Annotated in this window: 14 protein-coding genes, 5 tRNA genes, 1 other RNA gene and 1 pseudogene; 6 read left to right on the forward strand and 15 right to left on the reverse strand. The window is 35.7% G+C overall.

The window, feature by feature from the left end; all coding sequences use genetic code 11:
• The 8 genes and pseudogenes from ACUTSE_RS12795 to ACUTSE_RS12830 all read right to left on the reverse strand — a co-directional run.
• Positions 1-783 (reverse strand): annotated as a pseudogene (locus tag ACUTSE_RS12795) (hypothetical protein); the annotation flags it as partial.
• Positions 784-1,270: 487 nt separating this feature from the next.
• Positions 1,271-1,345: transfer RNA gene (locus tag ACUTSE_RS12800), tRNA-Val, on the reverse strand.
• Between the two features lie 30 nt (positions 1,346-1,375).
• Positions 1,376-1,450, reverse strand: a tRNA-Val gene (locus ACUTSE_RS12805).
• 30 nt (positions 1,451-1,480) lie between these two features.
• Positions 1,481-1,555 (reverse strand) — tRNA-Val (locus ACUTSE_RS12810).
• A 26-nt stretch (positions 1,556-1,581) separates the two neighbouring features.
• Positions 1,582-1,656, reverse strand: a tRNA-Val gene (locus ACUTSE_RS12815).
• A 47-nt stretch (positions 1,657-1,703) separates the two neighbouring features.
• Positions 1,704-1,781: transfer RNA gene (locus tag ACUTSE_RS12820), tRNA-Val, on the reverse strand.
• A gap of 87 nt (positions 1,782-1,868) precedes the next feature.
• Positions 1,869-3,086: a bifunctional folylpolyglutamate synthase/dihydrofolate synthase gene (locus ACUTSE_RS12825; RefSeq protein ID WP_445640501.1), complete on the reverse strand. Its 1,218-nt coding sequence runs from the start codon at positions 3,084-3,086 to the stop codon at positions 1,869-1,871.
• Between the two features lie 181 nt (positions 3,087-3,267).
• Entirely contained in the window at positions 3,268-4,356 is a 1,089-nt protein-coding gene (locus tag ACUTSE_RS12830; protein WP_445640502.1) for an anhydro-N-acetylmuramic acid kinase, read from the reverse strand.
• A 98-nt stretch (positions 4,357-4,454) separates the two neighbouring features.
• Here ACUTSE_RS12830 and ACUTSE_RS12835 point away from each other — a divergent pair, with 98 nt between their 5' ends.
• Positions 4,455-5,597, forward strand: coding sequence for an acyl-CoA dehydrogenase family protein (locus ACUTSE_RS12835; RefSeq protein WP_002990915.1), 1,143 nt, complete (start codon positions 4,455-4,457; stop codon positions 5,595-5,597).
• Between the two features lie 80 nt (positions 5,598-5,677).
• Here ACUTSE_RS12835 and ACUTSE_RS12840 read toward each other — a convergent pair whose 3' ends face one another.
• Entirely contained in the window at positions 5,678-6,547 is an 870-nt protein-coding gene (locus ACUTSE_RS12840; protein WP_445640503.1) for an energy transducer TonB, read from the reverse strand.
• Between the two features lie 296 nt (positions 6,548-6,843).
• Here ACUTSE_RS12840 and ACUTSE_RS12845 point away from each other — a divergent pair, with 296 nt between their 5' ends.
• A complete protein-coding gene (locus ACUTSE_RS12845) occupies positions 6,844-9,285 on the forward strand; it encodes an ATP-binding protein (RefSeq protein WP_445640504.1) in 2,442 nt (813 codons plus the stop codon).
• 1,177 nt (positions 9,286-10,462) lie between these two features.
• Here the strand turns inward: ACUTSE_RS12845 and fabV are convergent.
• The 6 genes from fabV to ACUTSE_RS12875 form a co-directional block, all read right to left on the reverse strand.
• On the reverse strand, positions 10,463-11,659 hold the full coding sequence (fabV, locus tag ACUTSE_RS12850; protein WP_445640505.1) for an enoyl-ACP reductase FabV: 1,197 nt from the start codon (positions 11,657-11,659) through the stop codon (positions 10,463-10,465).
• Positions 11,660-11,911: 252 nt separating this feature from the next.
• Positions 11,912-13,021 carry a helix-turn-helix domain-containing protein gene (locus tag ACUTSE_RS12855; protein WP_445640506.1) on the reverse strand — a complete coding sequence of 370 codons (1,110 nt, stop codon included), beginning with the start codon at positions 13,019-13,021 and terminating at the stop codon, positions 11,912-11,914.
• A 10-nt stretch (positions 13,022-13,031) separates the two neighbouring features.
• The gene (locus tag ACUTSE_RS12860) at positions 13,032-13,982 is read right to left on the reverse strand and encodes a helix-turn-helix domain-containing protein (protein ID WP_002990902.1); all 951 of its coding nucleotides are present in this window, start codon (positions 13,980-13,982) and stop codon (positions 13,032-13,034) included.
• A gap of 984 nt (positions 13,983-14,966) precedes the next feature.
• Positions 14,967-15,749: a hypothetical protein gene (locus ACUTSE_RS12865; RefSeq protein ID WP_445640507.1), complete on the reverse strand. Its 783-nt coding sequence runs from the start codon at positions 15,747-15,749 to the stop codon at positions 14,967-14,969.
• A gap of 56 nt (positions 15,750-15,805) precedes the next feature.
• Positions 15,806-18,322: a TonB-dependent receptor gene (locus ACUTSE_RS12870; protein ID WP_445640508.1), complete on the reverse strand. Its 2,517-nt coding sequence runs from the start codon at positions 18,320-18,322 to the stop codon at positions 15,806-15,808.
• 3 nt (positions 18,323-18,325) lie between these two features.
• Positions 18,326-20,032 (reverse strand): M23 family metallopeptidase, encoded by a 1,707-nt coding sequence (locus ACUTSE_RS12875; protein WP_445640509.1) that lies wholly within the window; start codon positions 20,030-20,032, stop codon positions 18,326-18,328.
• A 551-nt stretch (positions 20,033-20,583) separates the two neighbouring features.
• Between ACUTSE_RS12875 and ACUTSE_RS12880 the strand changes: the two genes are divergently transcribed.
• The 4 genes from ACUTSE_RS12880 to rny all read left to right on the forward strand — a co-directional run bounded on the left by ACUTSE_RS12880 (position 20,584) and on the right by rny (position 22,966).
• Positions 20,584-20,874: a hypothetical protein gene (locus tag ACUTSE_RS12880; protein ID WP_002990888.1), complete on the forward strand. Its 291-nt coding sequence runs from the start codon at positions 20,584-20,586 to the stop codon at positions 20,872-20,874.
• An 8-nt stretch (positions 20,875-20,882) separates the two neighbouring features.
• On the forward strand, positions 20,883-21,182 hold the full coding sequence (locus tag ACUTSE_RS12885; protein WP_115089666.1) for a cell division protein ZapA: 300 nt from the start codon (positions 20,883-20,885) through the stop codon (positions 21,180-21,182).
• Positions 21,183-21,245: 63 nt separating this feature from the next.
• Positions 21,246-21,354: non-coding RNA, 6S RNA (ssrS, locus tag ACUTSE_RS12890), on the forward strand.
• A 49-nt stretch (positions 21,355-21,403) separates the two neighbouring features.
• Positions 21,404-22,966: a ribonuclease Y gene (rny, locus tag ACUTSE_RS12895; RefSeq protein WP_002990884.1), complete on the forward strand. Its 1,563-nt coding sequence runs from the start codon at positions 21,404-21,406 to the stop codon at positions 22,964-22,966.
• Positions 22,967-23,091 lie beyond the last annotated feature (125 nt).

Raw genomic sequence — 23,091 nt, forward strand, 5'->3', positions numbered from 1 at the left:
GTCAATCACCACTTCTACACCAGCCTCATTCGTATAGATATATTTTCCATTGTTTAATGGGTCTTTCACCAAAGTAGTTACTGTTTCACTACCTTGAATAATCGTGGTCATATCCATGGTAACCGTATTCCCATTCTCATCTAGATAGGTAAACGAACCGCCATCGTAATGAATGTTTCCGCCATTCTCTGTGATGTATTGATTTAAAACCTCTTGAACTTCCGTTCTGTTGATGATTTCTTCAAAGTTATTCGTCACCTCGGTTGTTACGTCAATCACCACTTCTACACCAGCCTCATTGGTATAGATATATTTTCCATTGTTTAATGGGTCTTTTACCAAAGTAGTTACTGTTTCACTACCTTGAATAATCGTAGTCATATCCATGGTAACGGTATCCCCATTTTCATTGACAAAAGTCAATGTATTTCCATCATAATGCACATTCCCCGCATAAGTTGTAAGGTATTGTTCCAGCGCTTCTTTATCTAAAATACGCATCCATTTATCTTGATACCAATAATAATATCCTGGTGTAATGTCATTTTGCGCAAGAGTATTAAACACCAAAAGACTATTTTCATAACCATTCCCATCGTTTCCCTTAATCGTTTTGGTATCCTTCGTAGAAGTTAAAGCAACACGGGGAATTAAAATCCCTTTGTCATTCGAAACGACATCTAGTTCTGATGATACATTTGGTGAACGCGTTCCAATACCAACCTGACAATAAGCTCCCCAAAACCCCATAAAAAATGCCACAGCAAATAATTTTCTTTTCATAATACTAGCAATTATAATTAATCCTCTATTAGATTCTATTACCTATCTTCTCTATCAACATGTAATCTAATATCATTTTATCATTAACACTATCGAAATTACCTTAAAACATAGATAAATTAAAATAATTTCTAATATTTTAACTTAAAAATACAAACAAACCTCAATGCAAGATTAAATTATTATCAAAAATCCTCAAAGTGTGTTTTTTTATCACTAGCAAGAGAAAAAACTGAAAAGTAAAAAATAGAGAAGTAAAGAATATAAACAGGTAACGTACAAATTAACCGATTTGCTAAGAGTTCTTTTTTCAACTTATGGGATGTGACTTCTCCTGCGTCGAGGAGACAACTGAACTGGGGAAATGAATCAAAAAAGAAGATTTATTTTGTAGTCTCCCCCACTTTTCGCCTAACTAAATATTTAAATGGAAAGTAGTAGGTATAAACAAAAAAAGCCTATTCGCAATGAATAGGCTTTTTTCTTGTGGGCGATGAGGGATTCGAACCCCCGACCCTCTCGGTGTAAACGAGATGCTCTGAACCAACTGAGCTAATCGCCCGAATTATTATCGTTTTATTTTAAAATATTGTGGGCGATGAGGGATTCGAACCCCCGACCCTCTCGGTGTAAACGAGATGCTCTGAACCAACTGAGCTAATCGCCCGAATTATTATCGTTCTATTTTAAAATATTGTGGGCGATGAGGGATTCGAACCCCCGACCCTCTCGGTGTAAACGAGATGCTCTGAACCAACTGAGCTAATCGCCCGAATTAACTTTTATTTTAAAATATTGTGGGCGATGAGGGATTCGAACCCCCGACCCTCTCGGTGTAAACGAGATGCTCTGAACCAACTGAGCTAATCGCCCTAATATATATTTCTATAAATTCGGAATATTTTCAATATGTGTAAGAATGGTGGGCGATGAGGGATTCGAACCCCCGACCCTCTCGGTGTAAACGAGATGCTCTGAACCAACTGAGCTAATCGCCCTTTCTTAATGAACGTGTAATCATGTGTTGATTACGGGTGCAAATATACGACGGGATTTTATGTTTGCAAGCTTTTTGAAACTTTTTTTTATAAAATTTCTGCTACGACAAAAGTACTTCCCCCTATATAAATCAAGTCTTCCGCCTTAGCAACAGCCTTCGCTTTCGCATAAGCTTCTGGTATTGAATCACAAACCATTCCTTCCAATCCAAATTCTTTTGCTTTCGCTGCTAAAATATTTCCATCTAATCCACGAAAAATATTTGGCTTGGCAAAGAAATATTTAGCCTCTTTCGGTAAAAAAGGCAATACACTTTGTAAATCTTTATCGTTGACTACCCCAAAAACGAAGTATAATTGTTCGTATTTCTCCGTTTTGAGCTGTTCCATCACAATTGCAATCCCATGTTCGTTATGTGCTGTGTCTGCAATAACTTTCGGATTTTCTTGTAATACCTGCCAACGCCCTTGTAATTTTGTATGAGCCACTACGTGATTTAATCCTTCTCTTTCATTCTCTTCTGTTATCACGAAGTCTTTGCGCAACAATTCGATCGTTTGACGAACCGTGCGTATATTCTTTTGTTGGTATATTCCTTTTAAATCAGACGTCCATGTATTAGAAGCATACGTTTCTGAAGCAAAATAAATCGGACTTTGCGCAGCTTTTGCCTTGGCAATAAAAACAGGTTTCGTTTCGTCTACATATTCTCCAATCACTACGGGAACACCTTTCTTTATAATCCCTGCTTTTTCCCCTGCAATTTCTTCTACTGTATTTCCAAGAAAAGCCACGTGATCTTTTCCAATATTTGTAATCACAGAGACCAAAGGTGTAATAATATTCGTTGCATCCAATCGTCCTCCCATTCCCACTTCAATAACAGCAACATCTACTTGCTCTTCTTTAAAGTACTCAAAAGCCATCCCAACTGTCATTTCGAAAAAGCTCAACGACTCTCGCTCAAAAAACGATTTATTGGTCGCAATAAAATCCACAACAAAATTTTCTGTAATTTCTTCTCCATTAATCTTAATGCGTTCTCTAAAATCTTTTAAGTGAGGAGAAGTATATAAACCAACTTTATACCCTGCTTCTTGTAAAATAGAAGCTAACATAGATGAAGTTGATCCTTTGCCATTCGTACCAGCAATGTGTAACGTTTTAAGCTCCTTTTCAGGATGATTCAAATGCGCAGCTAATTTTTCTATATTTGATAAATCAGCTTTATAAGCGATTGCTCCTTGCTGCTGGTACATAGGAAGTTGTTCAAACATCCACAAGACAGTTTCTTGGTAGGTCATAAGTATAAAATAGAGGGTTACTATCCGCTATAGGTAATTAATCTAATGTAAATCATTCTTTTTCAAGTGCTTTCACAAAAAAAGCGCTGCAAAACACTTTCGTTTGAGCAAAAGTAAATCAAAGATAGGACGTTTTTATTGTGCCAAACAAGCAGATTAACGTTTTTAAATCTCCCCTTCCTTACCAGACTGGATCAAAAATATCGTAAATAATACCCGCACTGTGATCGTATTGGGCTCCCGTAACACTAGCTAGGGTATTGACTTCATCTCTCACTTTAAGTACGCCTAATAAAGCAAAAATTAGCGCTTCCTTATAATTAACCAACAACGTTTGAGGAACGTCAAATTGATAAGTAGGTGCGTAATAGCGAATGCGCTCCATCAAATAGGTATTAAAAGCACCTCCACCTGTTACTAAAATTTTCGCGTGTTTCGGCAAAGGAATCCCTTGTGCAATTTGCATGGCGATATGCTCCACAAAAGTTGCCAAGTAGTCTTCGGCTGTATTTGGATATAACTCAACTAACGGCTGAATATTGCTCGTTACATATTCCACTCCCAGTGATTTCGGTGGTGTTTTACTGTAATAGTCTAATCCATTCAATGCAGTTAATAAAGGATTGCATATTGCTCCTTCTCGTGCTTTTTGTCCTGCTGCATCATATAGCAATCCTAATTTATTTGCTTGTTCGTTAAGCAATACATTCACAGGACACAAATCAAAAGCAATGCGATAGTTCAATTGATTCTCATAGGATACATTAGCAAAACCACCTAGATTTAAGCAGGCATCGTAGTCACTAAAAAGTAAACGATCTCCAATTGGCACTAAAGGTGCCCCCTGTCCTCCTAGCAAGACATCTTGCACGCGAAAATCACACACCACTTTATGCTGAATCAAATCGGCTAAAATGGATAAATTTCCTATTTGAACGGTATACCCCAAATCTGGACGATGTAAAATCGTATGTCCATGAGAACAAACAAAATCAATAGATTCCAAGGCATGCTCTTGAATAAAAGCAGTAATCACTTGCGCCAAATACACCGTATATTGTTCATCCAAAACATCTAGTTCTGCTTTGTTTAAGGTAATTGCTGTTTTGAGCTTTTTTCTCCAAGCTTCTGTATACGGAATCGTTTGGCCTTGTTCAATTTCAAAGGACCACGCTCCTTGATGCAAAGACAAAGTAACATACACCAAATCTACTCCATCCAAAGAGGTGCCAGACATGATTCCAATAACGCGATATTGACTATTTTTCATAGGTATAAATTTACGCATAGTAATTGAATATTTGATATTATTCCGCTATATTTGAACTCATAAATTTTTCAGATTACAAAGCATAAAATATACAATCAATGGATTTTAAATTAACAGAAGAACAACTAATGATTCAACAAGCTGCTCGTGATTTCGCGCACACTGAATTATTACCAGGTGTTATTGAAAGAGACGAACATCAAATTTTCCCAGCAGAGCAGATTAAGAAATTAGGAGAGCTTGGATTTTTAGGGATGATGGTTGATCCAAAGTATGGAGGAAGTGGATTAGATAGCGTATCTTATGTATTAGCAATGGAAGAAATTGCAAAGGTTGACGCTTCTACGGCTGTAGTGTTATCTGTTAATAACTCTTTAGTTTGTGCAGGTTTAGAAAAATATGCAAACGAAGAACAAAAAGAAAAATACTTAACTCAGGTAGCTTCAGGAGAAGGAATCGGAGCTTTTTGTTTATCTGAGCCAGAAGCAGGTTCGGATGCTACATCGCAAAAAACAACAGCCGTTGACATGGGAGATTACTACCTATTAAACGGAACAAAAAACTGGATTACCAATGGTAGTACAGCTTCTTTCTACATTGTAATTGCACAGACAAACCCAGAAAAGAAACACAAGGGAATTAATGCTTTTATCGTAGAGAAAGGATTACCTGGATTTGAAATTGGAGCAAAAGAGCAAAAAATGGGAATCCGTGGATCTGATACCCATACTTTATTGTTTACAGACGTAAAAGTACCTAAAGCAAATAGAATTGGTGAAGACGGATTTGGTTTCGCTTTTGCGATGAACGTATTAAATGGAGGTCGTATTGGAATTGCTTCTCAAGCTTTGGGAATTGCACAAGGGGCATATGAATTGTCTTTAAAATACGCCAAAGAGCGCAAAGCATTTGGAACAGAAATTATCAATCACCAAGCGATTGCATTTAAATTAGCTGATATGGCTACTCAAATTTCTGCAGCTCGAATGTTATGTTTAAAAGCTGCAGCTGAAAAAGATGCAGGTCAAGATATCTCGGTTTCTGGTGCAATGGCTAAATTATTTGCTTCTAAAACAGCAATGGATACAACTATAGAAGCCGTTCAAATTCACGGTGGAAATGGATACGTTAGAGAATATCATGTAGAACGTATGATGCGTGATGCTAAAATCACCCAAATCTACGAAGGAACATCTGAGATTCAAAAAATTGTAATCTCAAGAGGAATTTCAAGAGACTAATTACAATCTTTACTATACAACAAAAGCGATCCATGGATCGCTTTTGTCATTTATAAACCTATCTATCAATTTATCTCGCTTTACTGCACCTGAATCGTTATGGGTAAAGTGAATTGAGATCGTACTGTTTTATTGTCCTGACGTGCAGGTTTCCATTTCGGCATGCTTTTTAATACGCGAATAGCCTCTGTACCTGTACCATATCCAGGATCACGCAATACTTTAATATCGGTGATACTACCGTCTTTTTCTACAACAAAAGACAAAATCACTTGTACTTTACGTGTATTATCAGGTACGTGTATTGCACGAAACTTAGAGATAAACATTTGGCTAAAATTAGCCATTCCTCCTAATGGTTCTGCTCTTTCAGTGGTGAAGTGAACAATCTCATTCCCCCCCTCTCTTTCATCGGTACCTATTGTTGTGCCGGTTCCATTCTCTGTTTTACCAGGCGTTTCAGTTACTAAAATACTACCCGCCGCATTCCCTTCTATTGTTGTAGTTCCAATCAAAACATCTACTAAGTTTTCTTGTTTTGCTGGTTCTTCCGTAATCTCATCTGCCGGTGCTACTTCTAAAATCGTAAATCGTTCTACATCCATACTAGAAGCAGGTGCACTCGCCTCCTCTGTTTTAGGTTCTTCTACTATTGGCTTTACTTCTTCTACTTCTTCTTTTGGCATAACCACATCAACAAGTTCTACGGTTTTATCAAAAGGCTCCACGTAATCGATAACTCCTCCAGCAAATTCATTGTCTTCTTCAAAGAAAGAAGAAATAGCTGTTGGTGCCACAAATACAAAGGCGAATAAACACAACCCACTTCCTAAGGCTAAGAGGGTGGTCCTAGGACTTTCTAGACGTAATTTGTAGGCTCCGTATTGCTTATTTCTACCTGCAAATACAATATCTAACCAATCTTTCTTAAATAAATCATTTTTTGCCATAACACACTGTTTTAATTGATTAAACCTAAACATACAATCAATGCCTCTCTCCGACACTTTAACACACTCTTCATTACATTGTTTCTACTAAAGTTAACCAATATTAATTAACATGCAAACAAAAAGTTATTTTATATTAAAATTTAACAAACAAACAACCCAAACACAATACATACAACAATACAACCTTACTCAATATTTTAACATTTCATCTAAACAAAATCATTGATTTACAAAATCCAAAAACGAGACGCAACATTTTGTACATTTGTAGTTCAATTCTAACGAGACGCAACATGAAACCCTCAAAATCGATAAAGATCAAAATCATATTCTTGTATATTATTCTACTTGGAGCTGTTTTCTTTTCGGGTTTTTACATCTATAAAGAGGCTAAAAAATTTACCTTACCAGAAGAGCAAGTGGTGAAGGAAAACAATAAGATATTTCTTGTTAGTAGTACGCTAAATAACCTGTATTCTTCGGAGATATACAGCAGAAATGCCATTGTCACCGGAAACAATAAAGACATCCAAAGTTATTATTCCCATTTAGATACATTGGTGAATCAGATTGACCGAATCAAACTAACAACAACGGATCAAGCGATTCACCAGAAAATTGATTTAGTACAAGATTTATTAAAGAAGAAAAAAGTCAGCTTCAACAACATCATCAAGGCGAGAAAAGAGATTAATGAAGACCGAGATTACAGCGAAGCCATTGATAAAATTTACGACATACGCGATGAGATTGAGCGCAAAATACAACCCATTGTAATCCAGTCCAAAGAAAAAGAAAAACGCAGTGGTTGGGCGCGATTATTTAAAGGTGACCACACGGATACAATTACCAAAACCATCAATTATCCGAACGTCACAGATTCTTTAATTACTGCCATGGAAACCATCATCCTCAAAGCGCAGGAGAAGGTCAATCAACAGCAGGCTACCTTATTAAAAGAAGAGCAAAAATTAGTTATAGAAAATAAAAACATTACGAATGAATTGCGTAAGATTCTCGAGAGCATCGAGCAAAACTTACTTACCCTTTCGTACCAGAATATCAATGAGTCAAAGGCACGTATCAGTACAGCTTCTACCAATATTGCTTATATTGGAGGATCAGCCTTATTTGTGATTATTATTTTAGGTTGGATTATCATCAAAGACATCAACCAAACACAAGAATATCGTCTAAAACTAGAACAACTCAACAAAGAGAGAGAGGTATTATTACGCAGTAAAACCATGCTATTCGCAACCGTAACCCATGATTTACAAACTCCTCTAGGTAGTTTAATTGGGTTTTCTAATTTACTAGAATCAACAGAATTGACTTCCAAACAGAGACAGTACCTCAACAACATACAGAGTTCAACACAGTATATCGCTAATCTAATCAATGATTTAACTGATTTCTCTAAGTTAGAAAACAATAAAATCAGCATTCAGGAAAAAGCATTCAATCCAAAAGAATTACTAGAGAGCATCTGTGCTCCTTTAGTTCCCAATGCGGATAACAAAAAAATCAAATTAAAATGGACCGTAGATCAGGCATTAAACAATACGTTTATATCTGATCCGTATCGCTTGAAGCAAATTGTAACTAATTTAATTACAAATGCCCTGAAATTCACACAAAAAGGTGGCGTATTTGTGGAAGCAATTAAACTAGGTGATCAATTGCAAATTAAAGTGATTGATACGGGTATTGGTATTGAACAAAATCAAATTGAAAATATTTTCAAGGAATTTAGCCAAGCGAATGAAGGGATTGAAAAACGCTTTGGTGGTACAGGCTTGGGACTCAATATATCCAAGCGTATGATTGGCTTGTTGGGAGGTGAGATAAATGTAGAAAGTATCTTAGGCGAAGGTTCAATTTTTACGTTGACTTTGCCTTTAGAAGAAGCAGATGTACAAGTCAATACGCATACAACTGTACACCAATACAAAGAACTCTTTACTGTATTGAATCAAAATAAAATCCTCGTTGTGGATGATGATAAAATTCAGCTCCAATTGATGGAAGAGCTTCTCTCTCCACTCTTTAAGCATATTGAGATCCTCAACGATTCATCGGAAATAGAAGCTGTTTTAGAGCAAAATACTTATGATGTTATTTTAAGTGATATTCAAATGCCCAAAATGGATGGGTTTGAAATGATTCAACTTGTACGTGCCAATCCAAAATATCGCGAGATTCCCATCATCGCGTTATCTGGTAAACGCGACCTTACTTTAGAGGATTTCACCAATGCTGGATTTACTTCCGCGCACCAAAAACCTATCCAACTACAGGAGTTATTGACGCTTATCACTCAACTTTTACATCCTGATCATACTATTGAATGGGATACCACATCAAATACGGCGCTTTCGGATGAAAAACCTGCGCATTTGTATGATATCAACCAAATCAAGCAATTTATTGGGGAAGATAGTGCTGCTTTACGCAAATTTGTAGTCATTTTTGTGGATAGTACGCAAGAGAATGTACTCGATTTTAACTACGCAAAAGATGATTTCGATTATGATACCATCAGCAATATCGCACATAAAATGTTACCGATGTTCAAACAGTTACAAATCAATCATCTTGTACCTGCCTTAGAGAAATTAGAAGATAAAACCATTGAGTTCCAAACGAAAGATGATCTAGCGCAATACATACAAACGCTGTCTCAACAAATTCAAGAGGTAGTTCAGGATTTACAAGAGAAATATTTGGGGTGAGGTTATGGGTGATTTTGGTGAGACGGTGAGACGGTGAGGCGATTAGAGGGTGAGGCGATAAGATTATGAGGTGGTAAGCAAACTTCACAAAGCACGAACCTCACAAAGAGCAAACCTCACAAAGAGCAAACCTCACAAAGAGCAAACCTCACAAAGAACAAACCTCACAAAGAGCATTCCTTTCTTTTTTAAAGGGCAAAAAAGAAACAAAAACCCCTTCAACTAACCCAAATAAAGGTCAAATTAGTTTTCAAGGCTGAAAATAAAAGAACTCGCTACGCTCAAACACCTTTTATTTTTACAGCCTTTTCAAACATTTGACGCTCTTTATTTGACTTACGTTGGGGCTAAATTGTCTTTTGTAAAGGTATTTTACGCTTTTGTGCAACATTCTTCTTTAATGGATAAATCTCACAAAAAAGCAAAAAAGCAACCTACGATTTCACAAACCTCACATCATTACGGGTGTGAGCGCGGGATGCGACCCCTCCTTCGTCGGGGTGACATACAGGGTGTTGTGGATTACGAGATGATGAGAAATTCTTCTTTAATCGATAAATCTCGCAAAGCACGAACCTCACAAAGAACAAACCTCACAAAGAACAAACCTCACAAAGAACAAACCTCACAAAGACCCCCCCTTTCTTTTTTAAAGGGTAAAAAAGAAACAAAAACCCCTTCAACTAACCCAAATAAAGGTCAAATTAGTTTTCAAGGCTGAAAATAAAAGAACTCGCTACGCTCAAACACCTTTTATTTTTACAGCCTTTTCAAACATTTGACGCTCTTTATTTGACTTACGTTGGGGTTAAATTGTCTTTTGTAAAGGTATTTTACGCTTTTGTGCAACATTCCTCTTTAATCGATAAATCTCACAAAAACACAAAAAAGCAAAAAAGCAACCTACGACTTCACAAACCTCACATCATTACGGGTGTGAGCGCGGGATGCGACCCCTCCTTCGTCGGGGTGACATACAGGGTGTGGATTACGAGATGATGATAGATTCTTCTTTAATCGATAAATCTCACAAAGCACAAACCTCACAAAGAGCAAACCTCACAAAGAGCAAACCTCACAAAAAGCAAACCTCACAAAACTCATTGCCTATATCCTAAAAAAAAAGTCGATGGAATTCCATCGACTTTTTTTTATTCTTATATTTTCTTATATTTTCTTATTTGATACTTGGTACATCAACTAATTCATTAGTTTCCAAATTGTAATCAACATTGTCGAATTCAAATCCAAATAAATTAAAGAAGTCTTTTCTGTATCCTTCTAAATCTGAAATCTCATTGATATTCTCTGAGTTGATTTGCTCCCAAAGTTTAGCTACTTCTGCTTGAACATCTTCTCTCATTTCCCAGTCGTCTACTCTAATTCTTCCTTCTGAATCTAATCCTACTGGTTTATCTGCATATAGACGATCGTCAAATAAGCGGTACATTTGCTCAATACATCCTTCGTGAATATTTTTCTCTTTCATCACTTTATACAATAAAGAGATATATAAAGGAACTACAGGAATTGCTGAACTTGATTGTGTTACTAGCGCTTTATTTACAGACACATAGGATACTCCGTGTAAATCTGATAATAAATTATTGATTGTAGGAACAGTTGCTTCTAAATCATTTTTAGCCATACCAATTGTTCCGTTTCTATAAATAGGGTAAGTTAACTCAGGCCCGATGTAAGAATACGCTACTGTTTTTACGCCATCTGCTAAAACACCTGCTGCTTTTAAGTCTTCCATCCAGAATTTCCAATCTTCTCCTCCCATTACTGCGATTGTATTATCAATATCGCTTTGTTCTGTTACAGGATCGATTGTAATATTAGACACTACACCTGTATGGAAATCAACAGTCTTATTAGAGAAAGGTTCGTTGATTGGCTTTAAAACTGAAGCATAAGCTACTCCTGTTTTTGGGTGTGTACGTCTAGGTGAAGCTAAACTATATACCACTAAATCTACTTGACCTAAATCTTGTTTGATCAATTCGATTGTTTGTTTTTTAATCTCATCCGAGTATGCATCACCATTGATGCTTTTTGCATATAAACCTGCTTTTGCAGCTTCTTGTTCAAATGCTGCTGAATTATACCAACCTGCAGTTGCTGGACGGCCTTCTGTAGCTGACTTTTCGAAAAACACACCTATAGTAGCTGCGTCAGAACCAAAAGCTGTAGCTATACGTGATGCTAATCCAAAACCAGTAGAAGCACCAATTACAAGTACTTTTTTAGGTCCATTCGCTATTTTTCCTTTCGATTGAACATAGGCAATTTGTTGTTTAACATGCGCTGCACATCCTTCAGGATGAGACGTTAAGCAGATAAATCCACGAGTTCTAGGTTGTATAATCATTCTTTCTATTTTTTTACTTTACTACGCTTGTAAATTATTTTTCTATTATCAATTGAAATCTTCAATGCTAATACAAATATAAACAACTCTTTTTATATGCAAATGAAATAGTGAGGAGAAATGAAGTTGGGTACTTGTGGAGGGTGTTTTTTTGTTTTTTGTAAAGACGTACCGTTGCCTTTTTTCTTTTTTATAAGTAAAGTCAAATTATCTTTAGTTATAAAGAAACAGGAAAGCAAAAAATAAATCGTTTTATCGATTCTCCAAAACATTTGTAATATACTCAGAAGGCGAAACCCCTTCATACTTTTTAAATGCTCTAAAAAAAGAAGTACGGGAATTAAACCCACACTCATCCCCTAGTTCAGAAACAGAGATATCGAAATTTCTTATTTCAAGTAATTCCTTTGCATATTCAACGCGTAATTTATTGACATACGCATTAAAATTCATACCATACATGGTTGAAAAGAACTGCGATAAATGGTGCTTGGCAATTTTACTTTCGCGCTCCAGGTCGTCTAACGTAAAACTGAGTTTGAGGTATGACTTTTTATCTTCTAATACTTGTTCTACTTTCACCTTATAAGCGAGTAAAACGTCTTCTGCTAATTTTGACTTCTCATATTTCAACAACGCTTGATCATCTCCTGTGGATTCCACTCCTAATTCGCCTTCTGAGACTGGTACAACTTTAACGTATTTCAACCTCGCCATATAGTAATTAAAAATCACCACAGAGAAACACAATAAAGCGAGATAAGTAACAGATAAGTCGTAATACAAGACGTTATTATAAAAAACAACACCTAATGACACTAAGGCCATAAAAATCATGATCCACATAACGCGGAGAATCAATAGGCGGACGCTATTATTCAGCATCAACTTATTAATCTTGAAATACCCCGTAAAAGCATACCCTACATATTGCAATACCTCAACTGAATAAAGTACAATTAGATACCCATAGGCTTCCTGATCATTCATATCAACTTCTTTACTCAAAAAGAACCCATAAAAGGCGAGTAAAATAATCGTTGGAATAAAATGCAAGATAAAAAAGGGATACCGCTGTACATGCCCAGTTTTCTTCACTTCTTCAGAAAGCAAAACCAAGCAACAATAAAATGTAGGCGCATACGCTGTATTTAACGGCAAACCCAAACTCAGAAACCTATCATCTGGTACTGCCAATCTCAAACAGAGAATCGTAACAATATGCAGAATAAAAAACAGCAAAAAAACATGAAGTATTTTTTGCGTTTTTGTCGTCGTCGTCAACGTTCGATTGACAATAAATGAGATACTGCCAAAGATAATTGTTGCTGTTAATACAATTAAGTTGAAATAAAATTCCATACTAATAATACTAAGCTATTTGACTGCGATATACCGATGGTGTTTTTCCAACAAAAAGTTTGAAATATTTATTAAATGTTGATTTCGAACTAAAACCACATTCTTCAACAATGGCTTCAATAGTCAAGTTATTGCGTTCTTGCAACAGTTCTTTTGCATGTAAGATTCTATATTGCGCAACCATATGATAGAAAGAAGAGTTTAATTGGTGATTAATCACTGTTGAAACTTCTTGCTTACTCAATCCAACTGCATCAGCTAAATCTTCCAAAGAGAATGAATTAGCAAGGAATTCATCACTTGTTTCAAAGAAATCAACAATTGTTCTTTCTTTATCTTCCACTACATAGCTGTAAGATTGGATATCTGCCTTATTAACCATAAAAGCAGGCACTTGATTTAGAATTGTTTTATTTGCTCCATTGATGTTTACTAAACTCAATAAACTAAACAACAAAACTAAAACCGATAATCCTGTTTGAAAGAATACATATTCCACACCAAAATCAGCATAGATATAAGTAACTAAAAAGAAAATTGTTTTAGCGATTAAACACGCAATCATGTAATTGCAGAAAAAACCGATAAACCCTAAAATACTTTGATTTGCTGAAGAAGGTTTGATGGTTTTTACTTCCTTATATATCAACATCAAGTACGTTAATACATAAGCAAAGATTAGCGATCCGATGTATTTAAACGGGAACAAACTCGGCAATAAAATCACGAGAATAACCACGCTAAAATGCAACACGAATTCACCGGCTGACGGTTCTACATGGCTTGCCGTTTTTCTTGTAAAGAAATACAATAGCGGAATAGCTAAATGAATAAAGTTTAGATTTACTCCTAAGCAAATCACAACCAGCTGAATAAGAGATATTGCTAAAATACTTTTAACAATGCTCTCGAAGTTAAAATGGCCTCTTAAAAAACCATCGAATGTTTTAATTAGTTTCATAATGTTAGTGGTGATGATGTATTAATATTAATACCTCTACCCTCACATATTGCGTCGTGACAATACTGCATAGCAATACAGGCACGATTCTCTATTAAGTGGGGACTTAAGATAATAGATGTTCGCCTATTACTACTTTTTTTACTTTCGTTTAAAGCGTGACAAAATTATTATTTATTTTTTAGATTAACATATATTTTAACATTACAAAATGAGATTTACACAATATGCACCTATTCGCATTTTACCTTTTATAATAACTAATTTCTCAAGACAAAACACTCAAAGTCATTAAACAATTTCATCAAATAATTCATATTATCATATTAATTTATATCCATTTAATACAATAAATACAACTGTTTACGCGATTAACTGTAGATTTCCTTCTAGCGTTCCTCTTTCTTCCTTCTTTTTTTTGCGTTTACATTTAGGAAAAAAGCTAGATTGATAACTCTCAATGTCAAAATCTCATTTCGTATACATCTAAGACCATAAAGTGTAAAAAAAGTCACATTATTATTTATTTTTACACATAAAAACACAAAAAACAACAAGAAATAAATCAAAAATAAACACAATAAAAAAAGAATATATCATTTTTACTTATAAAATTAAAAATAGACATACGATTAAAAGTTAAAAATAATGCAGTATAATTAATTTTAATTTTATTTTATTCCTTACACTATTTAGCGACTTTACAACTGAAAAGAATTTGATATTGCTCCATATTCACTTTATGAGAATATTACCCTTTAATTGAGTTACAAACCGATTTTAAGCGCTACAACCTTTTTTACGCTTTTATATTCGTATTCCTTCAGGCCTATCTCTCCTTAACAAGCTCATTTCCTTTCACTACAGCTTCTTATTTTCCTTTTTCCTATCATAGGATAGCCTTAGAGATTCCTTCCATATACCGCATAAAAAATGCCCCCAAGATATTTAAGCATCTTGGGGGCATGATATTTATTTATTTTTCTATAACACTTCTTCTGTAGGAGGTGTCTCTGTTGTTTCTTCTACGCTTATTATATTTAACGGATCGTAACTTTTAACTTCCCAGGTAGGATCTGTCAAATCAATATAGAAATAATTGACGTTGTCGTTTTTGTCAAAAGCTCCATTTTTATTAATGTCTTCAATCGTTCTGAAATACAATCTATTTTGCACATCAATTACGGTCCAATCTAACAGTTCTTGTAAGTAAGGGCTTAATTTCTTGAACTCTTTTCCACTACTCTTACTGATGTACAACGTTTTGATATCATTGGAATCAATTTTACCATCACGATTGGTATCTGCATCAAAAACATTATAGACCAAGATATTTTTTTTCAATTTTTCTGCGATGGTATTCAAATACACCACTGATTGAATTTGGATTTTCTTATTTGTCAAGGGTCTAATCTCCAAGGAGTCTTTATGTTGAAACATCAGGTTTTCTAAATACCCTGTAATTTCAAATGGAACGTAATTGGAAACAGTATACGAAAATTGGTTCACCTTACTTGTTCCGTATTTACTTGGACTAGCATATACTCTTACTTCTCCAACGGGGTGAATTAAATAGGAAGAACTACCGACAACCAAAGGCAAATCAGCAATTCTGATATCTTCTGTTTTTTCTTTAACTGCTTCTTGTTGTTCTGGTGTTTCTACCTCATCCTTATAGATTACTTTTGGCTTTTCCTCTTGTCCTTTACAAGAAAAAAACAACACAGCGGAAAAAACACTTACTATTAAACCTACTTTTGTTTTCATTCTTTTCACTATTGATGATTCAAAGATACGTTTTTTACAAATGCTCTGCGAAAAAATTAAAACGTTAGAGCGACTTTAATATTAAAGGTTCGATTGGTCATATAATTTGGTATAGCATACTCTTTATTACTGCTGAGATCTCTAATCCAGGTATTGGTAATTGCATTGTCAAAATTAAATACGTTATACACCTCTATTCCCACTTGTAAATGGTCAATTCCTTGCAACCAACGACTATCTTGACCAATAGTTTTGTCTTTGAATACATAATTGAAACCAATATCTGCTCGTTTATAATCGCGTAATCTACCTTGGTATAAATAAGGATCAACATAAGCTGGTGAACCTCCAGGCAACCCTGTATTATATACCGCATTCAGGTACAATCTCAGATTGGGAATAGAAGGAACATAATCTTGGAACAACAAGCCAAACTTCAATCGTTGATCCGTTGGTCTTGCGATATAGCCTTTATTTTGGTAATTTTCTTCTGTTTTCATATAACCAAAACTCACCCAAGATTCTGTACCATTAATAAATTCTCCGTACAAACGCACATCTGCACCATATACATACGCTTTTGCATCGTTGTTAGCTACATAACGCATACGCACGTTATCTAACGTATAAATATTAGCGTCTTGTATATTTTTATAATACACTTCCGATTGCATGCGGAAATTTCTTTCCCACAATTTAAATTGATAATTATGTCCTAAAACAATGACCCAAGCTTTTTGTGCTTTTAAATCGGGATTTAATTCTCCATCAAATCCTCGGTATTCTCGATACGAGGGTGGCTGTTGATATAATCCCATAGCTAGTGTAAACAACATCTCTTTCTCCCAGTTATTAGGTTCAAAAGCGATTTGGGCTCTTGGACTCACCACCACTTTTCCTTTATCACTTTCAGACATCTTCCACCACTGCATACGAGCACCCGCATTCAGGGTGATTTTTGCCTTGTCTGTATACAGCGCTTTATCCCATTCTCCATACGCCATGAATCGATTGATATCCACATTGTGCTGTGTATGAAGCGTTGCATACGGATGTATATTCGGCAAAACATACCCTAAAGAATCCATCAACTCCCATTCGGATAAGCGGTCTTTGATATTTTCTCTCGTATATTTCACTCCCCAGTGCAACGAAGCATCGGCATCTTGAATTAGATGTTTTCCTTTTATTTCTGCACTTACCGCTAAGGCGTCATAATTATTTCTAGCATGCGAAAACTGAGAAGCTACTCCTTTTCTGATTGGGGCAGGTCGTTCAATATCTGATCCAAAAAGAGGATCCGAATCATTTTCTTGTTGATCAATTAATAAATAAGAAGCTTCTATATCGTAATACTCTTTTTCTTGCGTATGATAAGCTGAAATAATTGCTTCAACTTTGTTATTCGTATCCCAAGCATAGGTTGATGTAAAAGCACCAAATAAGGAGCTGTATTTATCCTCCTCTTTTCCGTCATACAACACCGTTACATTAGACGTATTATTATAGGCCCCAAAAGACACATCTGCTCGGTTGGGTTCATACTTATAATGATTTCCGGTAATATTCCCTAAAAAGCTAAAATTCCATTGTTCATCTAACTTATAATTCACAATGGTCTGCGCATCCATAAAAGAAGGCTTATAGTAGCCATCATCATCTTTGCGATTCATCAACAAGCGATTGTTGTGATAACGCATGCCCAGAATAGCCGTTAAGGCCTTGTCTTTAGAAACTAAATCTACCGTTGCCCCGGCACCCAAAAAACTGGCTTGCAGATACGCTTTATTCGCAGTAGGCTTACGATAAGTAATATCCAAAACTGAAGACAATTTATCGCCATATCTCGCTTTAAATCCACCTGCTGAAAATGAAATATCTTCTACCATGGTCGGATTGATAAAACTCAATCCTTCTTGTTTACCAGAACGCACTAAAAAAGGGCGATACATCTCTACGCCATTCACGTAAATCAAATTCTCATCAAAACTTCCGCCACGCACTGTATACTGGCTACTCAACTCATTGTTGGAATTCACTCCTGCCAATGTAGTTAATACTGTTTCTAACCGATTCGTTGTAGCGGCAGCAGGTGCAATATCTGACAAATTCACACTAGATAAATCTCGTTCAAAACCTCCTTTAGGTGTTACAATCGTGATATTATCCAATACTTGCTCCTGTTTTCTAGGTTCTTCTTTCAGGATTTGAATTGTTTTTTCTCGTCCATCATTCAATGGAGCAATACAATCAAAAACAACCGAATTTACTTTCTTATTCGCAAAGTCTATTTGCTTTCCTTGTTGACACTGCAACGAACTTGGTAGCTCTACATAAACTTCCTCGACTTGAGGAAATTCCAAGGAGAATTTTCCTTTTTCATCTGTAACAACCATCCCTAACACCGCCTGTTCATCTACCCGCTTACCATGGTAAACGGTAATAGTAACATTGGGAATTCCCTTCTTGCTGTTGCTATCCACGACCTTCCCCTTTAGCACAACAAGTTCTTGAGCGTATAAACTTACGCTCAATAAAAAAACAAGTATTGTAATTCCCAATCGATGTATCATCTGTTATTTTCTAAAAAAATGTGTGGTATAAGTTGCTTCGTTATTCATGTTATCCGTCACTTTAATCACAACGTCATTGCGTCCAGAAGTCACGACTCCGTCACGGAATAAATGTACTATTTTTTTTGTTTTATAATCGTAGTCCAACAAAATCCATTTCCCATTAATACTTCCTTCAATCGTATTAATTCCCGTATCTACGTCTTGTATCAAAAAAGAAATGCTGTCCGCGTTACTCAACCAATCCCCTTCTTTGAAACTCGGTTGATAAATCTTAGGTGGTGTCGTATCGATACCGTAGGAGTAATTTCCTAGTTTTTTGGTATAAATCGTAAATAGTTTTCCTTTTTTATGTGTCTTTACATAAGACTTACTACCATTAGCTCCGAGTTGTGCCAAATAGGCTTTTTCTAATTCTGCATCTGTCAATCCAAAATTACTCATATCCACTGTCAGTGTCATATTTTTAAAACCTGCTACAACATCTTTGTGCAAGGTGACTACTTTATCTTTAGCATTAAAGATAAAGGTAAAGTCTTGGTAAAACGTATTGGCTGGAATACTTACACTTGCGAAATCCTTTTCGAAAATAAATTCTTTCGTTGAAACAAGATCATAACGATCGCCTTCCGTTACATCCATACTATCCACACGAGCTACGAAATCATCCGCATACGTAACGGGAATTTCAATGGTTGTTTGATTGCCATGATAATCAGAAGCTACTATTTTATACGTATAGCTCTCCCCTGGTTTTACGGTTAAGATTCCTTGATTTCCTTTGTCTACTTTTAATACAGATAAAGGGTATGGAATTTCAACAAACATTTTTTGCACCTTGGCTTTGGTGCGTTTTACCCGTCCATAATCCACTAGTGCATTAACAAAACCTGTTTCACTAAACGTAAATGTATCAAACTGATAGCTGAAGCTTGGTGTACCATTAATAAAAGTTTCCACCTTATAAACGCCATTCTTATTTGAATTATTATTAGCGGTATCATGCATATCGATACCGAAACTAATTTTCCCTTTGGCTGTAATAGGGTCCGCTACTAGGACACCATTGCGCATTTTGTATGCCAGCTGCACGGGGCTTATATTTTTATTGATGGTTGCCTCCGCTGAAATGGGATAAGCATAAACTGCATTCACTGTTGGAGCTTCCGTATCAATTAACATCTCTTTCATTCCTTTACTCAAAGGATTGATGATGGCTTGAGTTTTTGTATCGCGAAATTCGTAGTGTAAATGAGGTCCACCAGAACCACCCGTATTTCCAGTATAAGCGATAATATCACCTTTTTTCACGGGGATTTCATTGCGTTTTGGAAAGATTTCAATTTCGAATATGCGTTGATTATAATGCGTATCAAACACGCGTTTCGCAATTGCTCCTTCATAGCCGTTTAAATGGCCATATACCGTAGTCATTCCATTAGGATGATCAATATACAAGGCTTTCCCATAGCCCCAAGTTGAGACTTTGATTCGAGAAACATATCCATCCGCAGGGGCATAAACGGGTAATCCAATGCGTTGTTGCGTTTTAATATCCAATCCAGAATGAAAATGACTTCCTCTTAATTCTCCAAAATTACCAGAAGCATTAATGGGAATATTCAGGGGGTTAGCAAATTCTATTGATTGAGATTGTCCAAAAGCAAACAAGGCAGAGCAAACAAAAAAACCAGTTAAACTCTTTTTCATATTTTATAATTTATTGCTAAAATAAAGAATAATCTAAAATTGGCGAACCCTTTTCTGCAAATAATAGACTTCTGTTAGACAAGCTGCGAAATACCCTTGCTTATTTTCTCCAAGGCTCCCGTTATTGGTTCATTTTGTACTTAAACTGCTTTATTGACTGCATTCATCTTCAGTTGTCACTAAAAATAAATGGGCGTTTTGTTCGAATCAAGGTTGGGTTTCGTTTGAGTTTCGTTCGCAAAATAACCTTTTTCTTGAAGAGGTATATCAAGAGATTCAAAGCAGATAGAAAGAAGAAAAAATAGAACAGAATAAACGATTAGCGTGATCAAAAAAGCGGAATATCGTGTTTTAGCAGTACAACTCCTTTTTGTCTATTGAATTAAAGTGATGATTCTTACTAATTTCCATTCAAAAAACAGATTATACTTTCAATAGTTAGTTATTAAACAATTTCCTATCCATTCACTCGAACTTTTCACAGAAAATATTTTAAAATCTAAATACTAATTGTAACTTTGTAAAAGAATAGTGAATATTTATTTTGTGACATGAGTGAACTAACGGACATAATTAATGCATTGGAAGTAAAGTTTGCCAAACTTGTACAGCGATTAGATCAATTGGAAGCGGAGAACAATACGCTTAAACAACATTTAATTGAGGCGCAGCAAGAAATACAGCAAAATGAGCATCAATTAGATGATATTTATAAAAAATATGAATCTCTGCAATTAGCCAATTCACTATTGGGCAGTGACGAAGGAAGAAAAGATACGAAACTCAAGATAAATTCATTGATAAGAGAGATTGACAACTGTATCGCTCAACTCAGTAAATAAAGCTAGCTATGAGTCAAAATGAACAACTAAAAATCAAGATATCGATAGCTGATCGCGTCTATCCGTTAACGGTAACGTATGCGCAGGAAGAGGCATTGCGTTCAGCATCAAAGAAAATTGATATCATGATTAATCAGTTTGAGGAGAGCTATGCGGTAAGAGATAAGCAAGATGTTCTGGCAATGTGCGCTTTACAATTAGCTTCACAGACGGAACAGAAGACAATTGATAAGTCTGAGAATTACAGTAAAGCTGTTGATCGCTTGGTTCGATTAGATGAAGCTTTAGATCGTATACTTTCAAAATAACACGTTCTTATTTAAAGGAAAAACTAAAAAGATACTGCTCACATTAGTAAACCGTTTTGATAAACTCAACACTAACAAATTAAAATGGGTGAATCATTGCTACTAAAGCATGCTGCATTTATGCAGATCCTTGAACAGCAAGCTAACCCAAAACTTGTTTAAATCAGAGTTTATGCAACTCTACTGATGTGGGCTTTTTTTTATATAATTATAAAACACATATGGATATACTATTTATTGTTGGAGGAGTTTTAGTAGGTGGGAGCATAGGTTTTGCTATCGCAAAATACCTAGAAAAAAACCATGCTTCATCTGTTTTACAAAACGCTAATAATGAAGCTAAGACAATTATACGCGACGCAAAAACGGAAGGAGAATCTATTAAAAAGGAGAAAATTCTTCAGGCAAAAGAAAAATTTATTGAGCTAAAAGCGGAGCATGAGCAAGTGATTTTAGCACGCGATAAGAAGATGGCTGAGGCAGAAAAGAGAACGAGAGATAAAGAATCTCAGATTTCTAATGAACTATCAAAAGCGAAGAAAGCAGCAGAAGAAAGCGAAAAAATCATCAAAGATTACGATGTTAAGCTTGAACATATAGAGAAAAAACAAGAAGAAGTTGATCGCTTACACCGTACACAGGTTGAGCAATTAGAGATTATTTCTGGTTTAACCGCTGAAGAAGCAAAGAATCAGATTATTGAAAGCTTAAAAACAGAAGCGAAAGCAGACGCTATGTCGTACATTCAAGATACGATTGAAGAAGCGAAATTAACTGCACAACAAGAGGCGAAAAAGATTATCATCAATACGATTCAACGTGTAGGTACAGAAGAGGCAGTAGAAAACTGTGTATCTGTATTCAACATTGAATCAGATGATGTAAAAGGTAGAATTATTGGTCGTGAAGGACGTAACATTAGAGCGATTGAAGCGGCTACTGGAGTTGAAATTATTGTAGATGATACACCAGAAGCAATTATCCTTTCTTGTTTTGATCCTGTAAGACGTGAGATTGCGAGATTATCACTACACCGTTTGGTAACAGACGGACGTATTCACCCTGCTCGTATTGAAGAAGTTGTTGCGAAAACAACCAAACAAATCGAGGAAGAGATCATTGAAATTGGAAAAAGAACGGTTATCGATTTAGGAATTCACGGGTTACACCCAGAATTGATTAAAATCGTTGGACGTATGAAATATAGATCGTCTTACGGTCAAAACTTATTACAACACTCGCGCGAAGTTGCTAAATTATGTGGTTTAATGGCTGCTGAATTAGGATTGAACGTGAAATTAGCGAAACGTGCGGGATTACTTCACGATATTGGTAAAGTGCCTGAAACAGAGAGCGAATTACCACACGCAATCTTGGGTATGCAATGGGCAGAGAAATTTGGTGAGAAACCAGAAGTTTGCAACGCCATTGGAGCACACCACGATGAAATTGAAATGACGACTTTAATTGCACCAATTATTCAAGTTTGTGATGCTATTTCTGGAGCAAGACCTGGAGCAAGAAGACAAGTATTGGATTCTTACATTCAACGTTTAAAAGACTTAGAAGGTATTGCCAATGAATTTGGAGGAGTGAAAAACTCATACGCTATTCAAGCAGGTAGAGAATTACGTGTAATTGTGGAGAGTGAAAAAGTATCAGATGAAATGGCAGCTACATTGTCTTTCGATATTTCACAAAAAATCCAAACTGAAATGACTTACCCAGGTCAAGTGAAAATTACCGTTATTAGAGAAACAAGAGCTATTAACATAGCGAAATAATACTAAAAAAGGCGAAAGATAATCTTTCGCCTTTTTTTATTTTGTTTTTTGCTGTTTTGATCTTTGGAAAATATTCAATTATAGCAAAACCACTCTTAACTCATAACCTTCACCCCATATCCCCT

The organism is Myroides sp. TSA_177.3 (genome assembly GCF_052691955.1).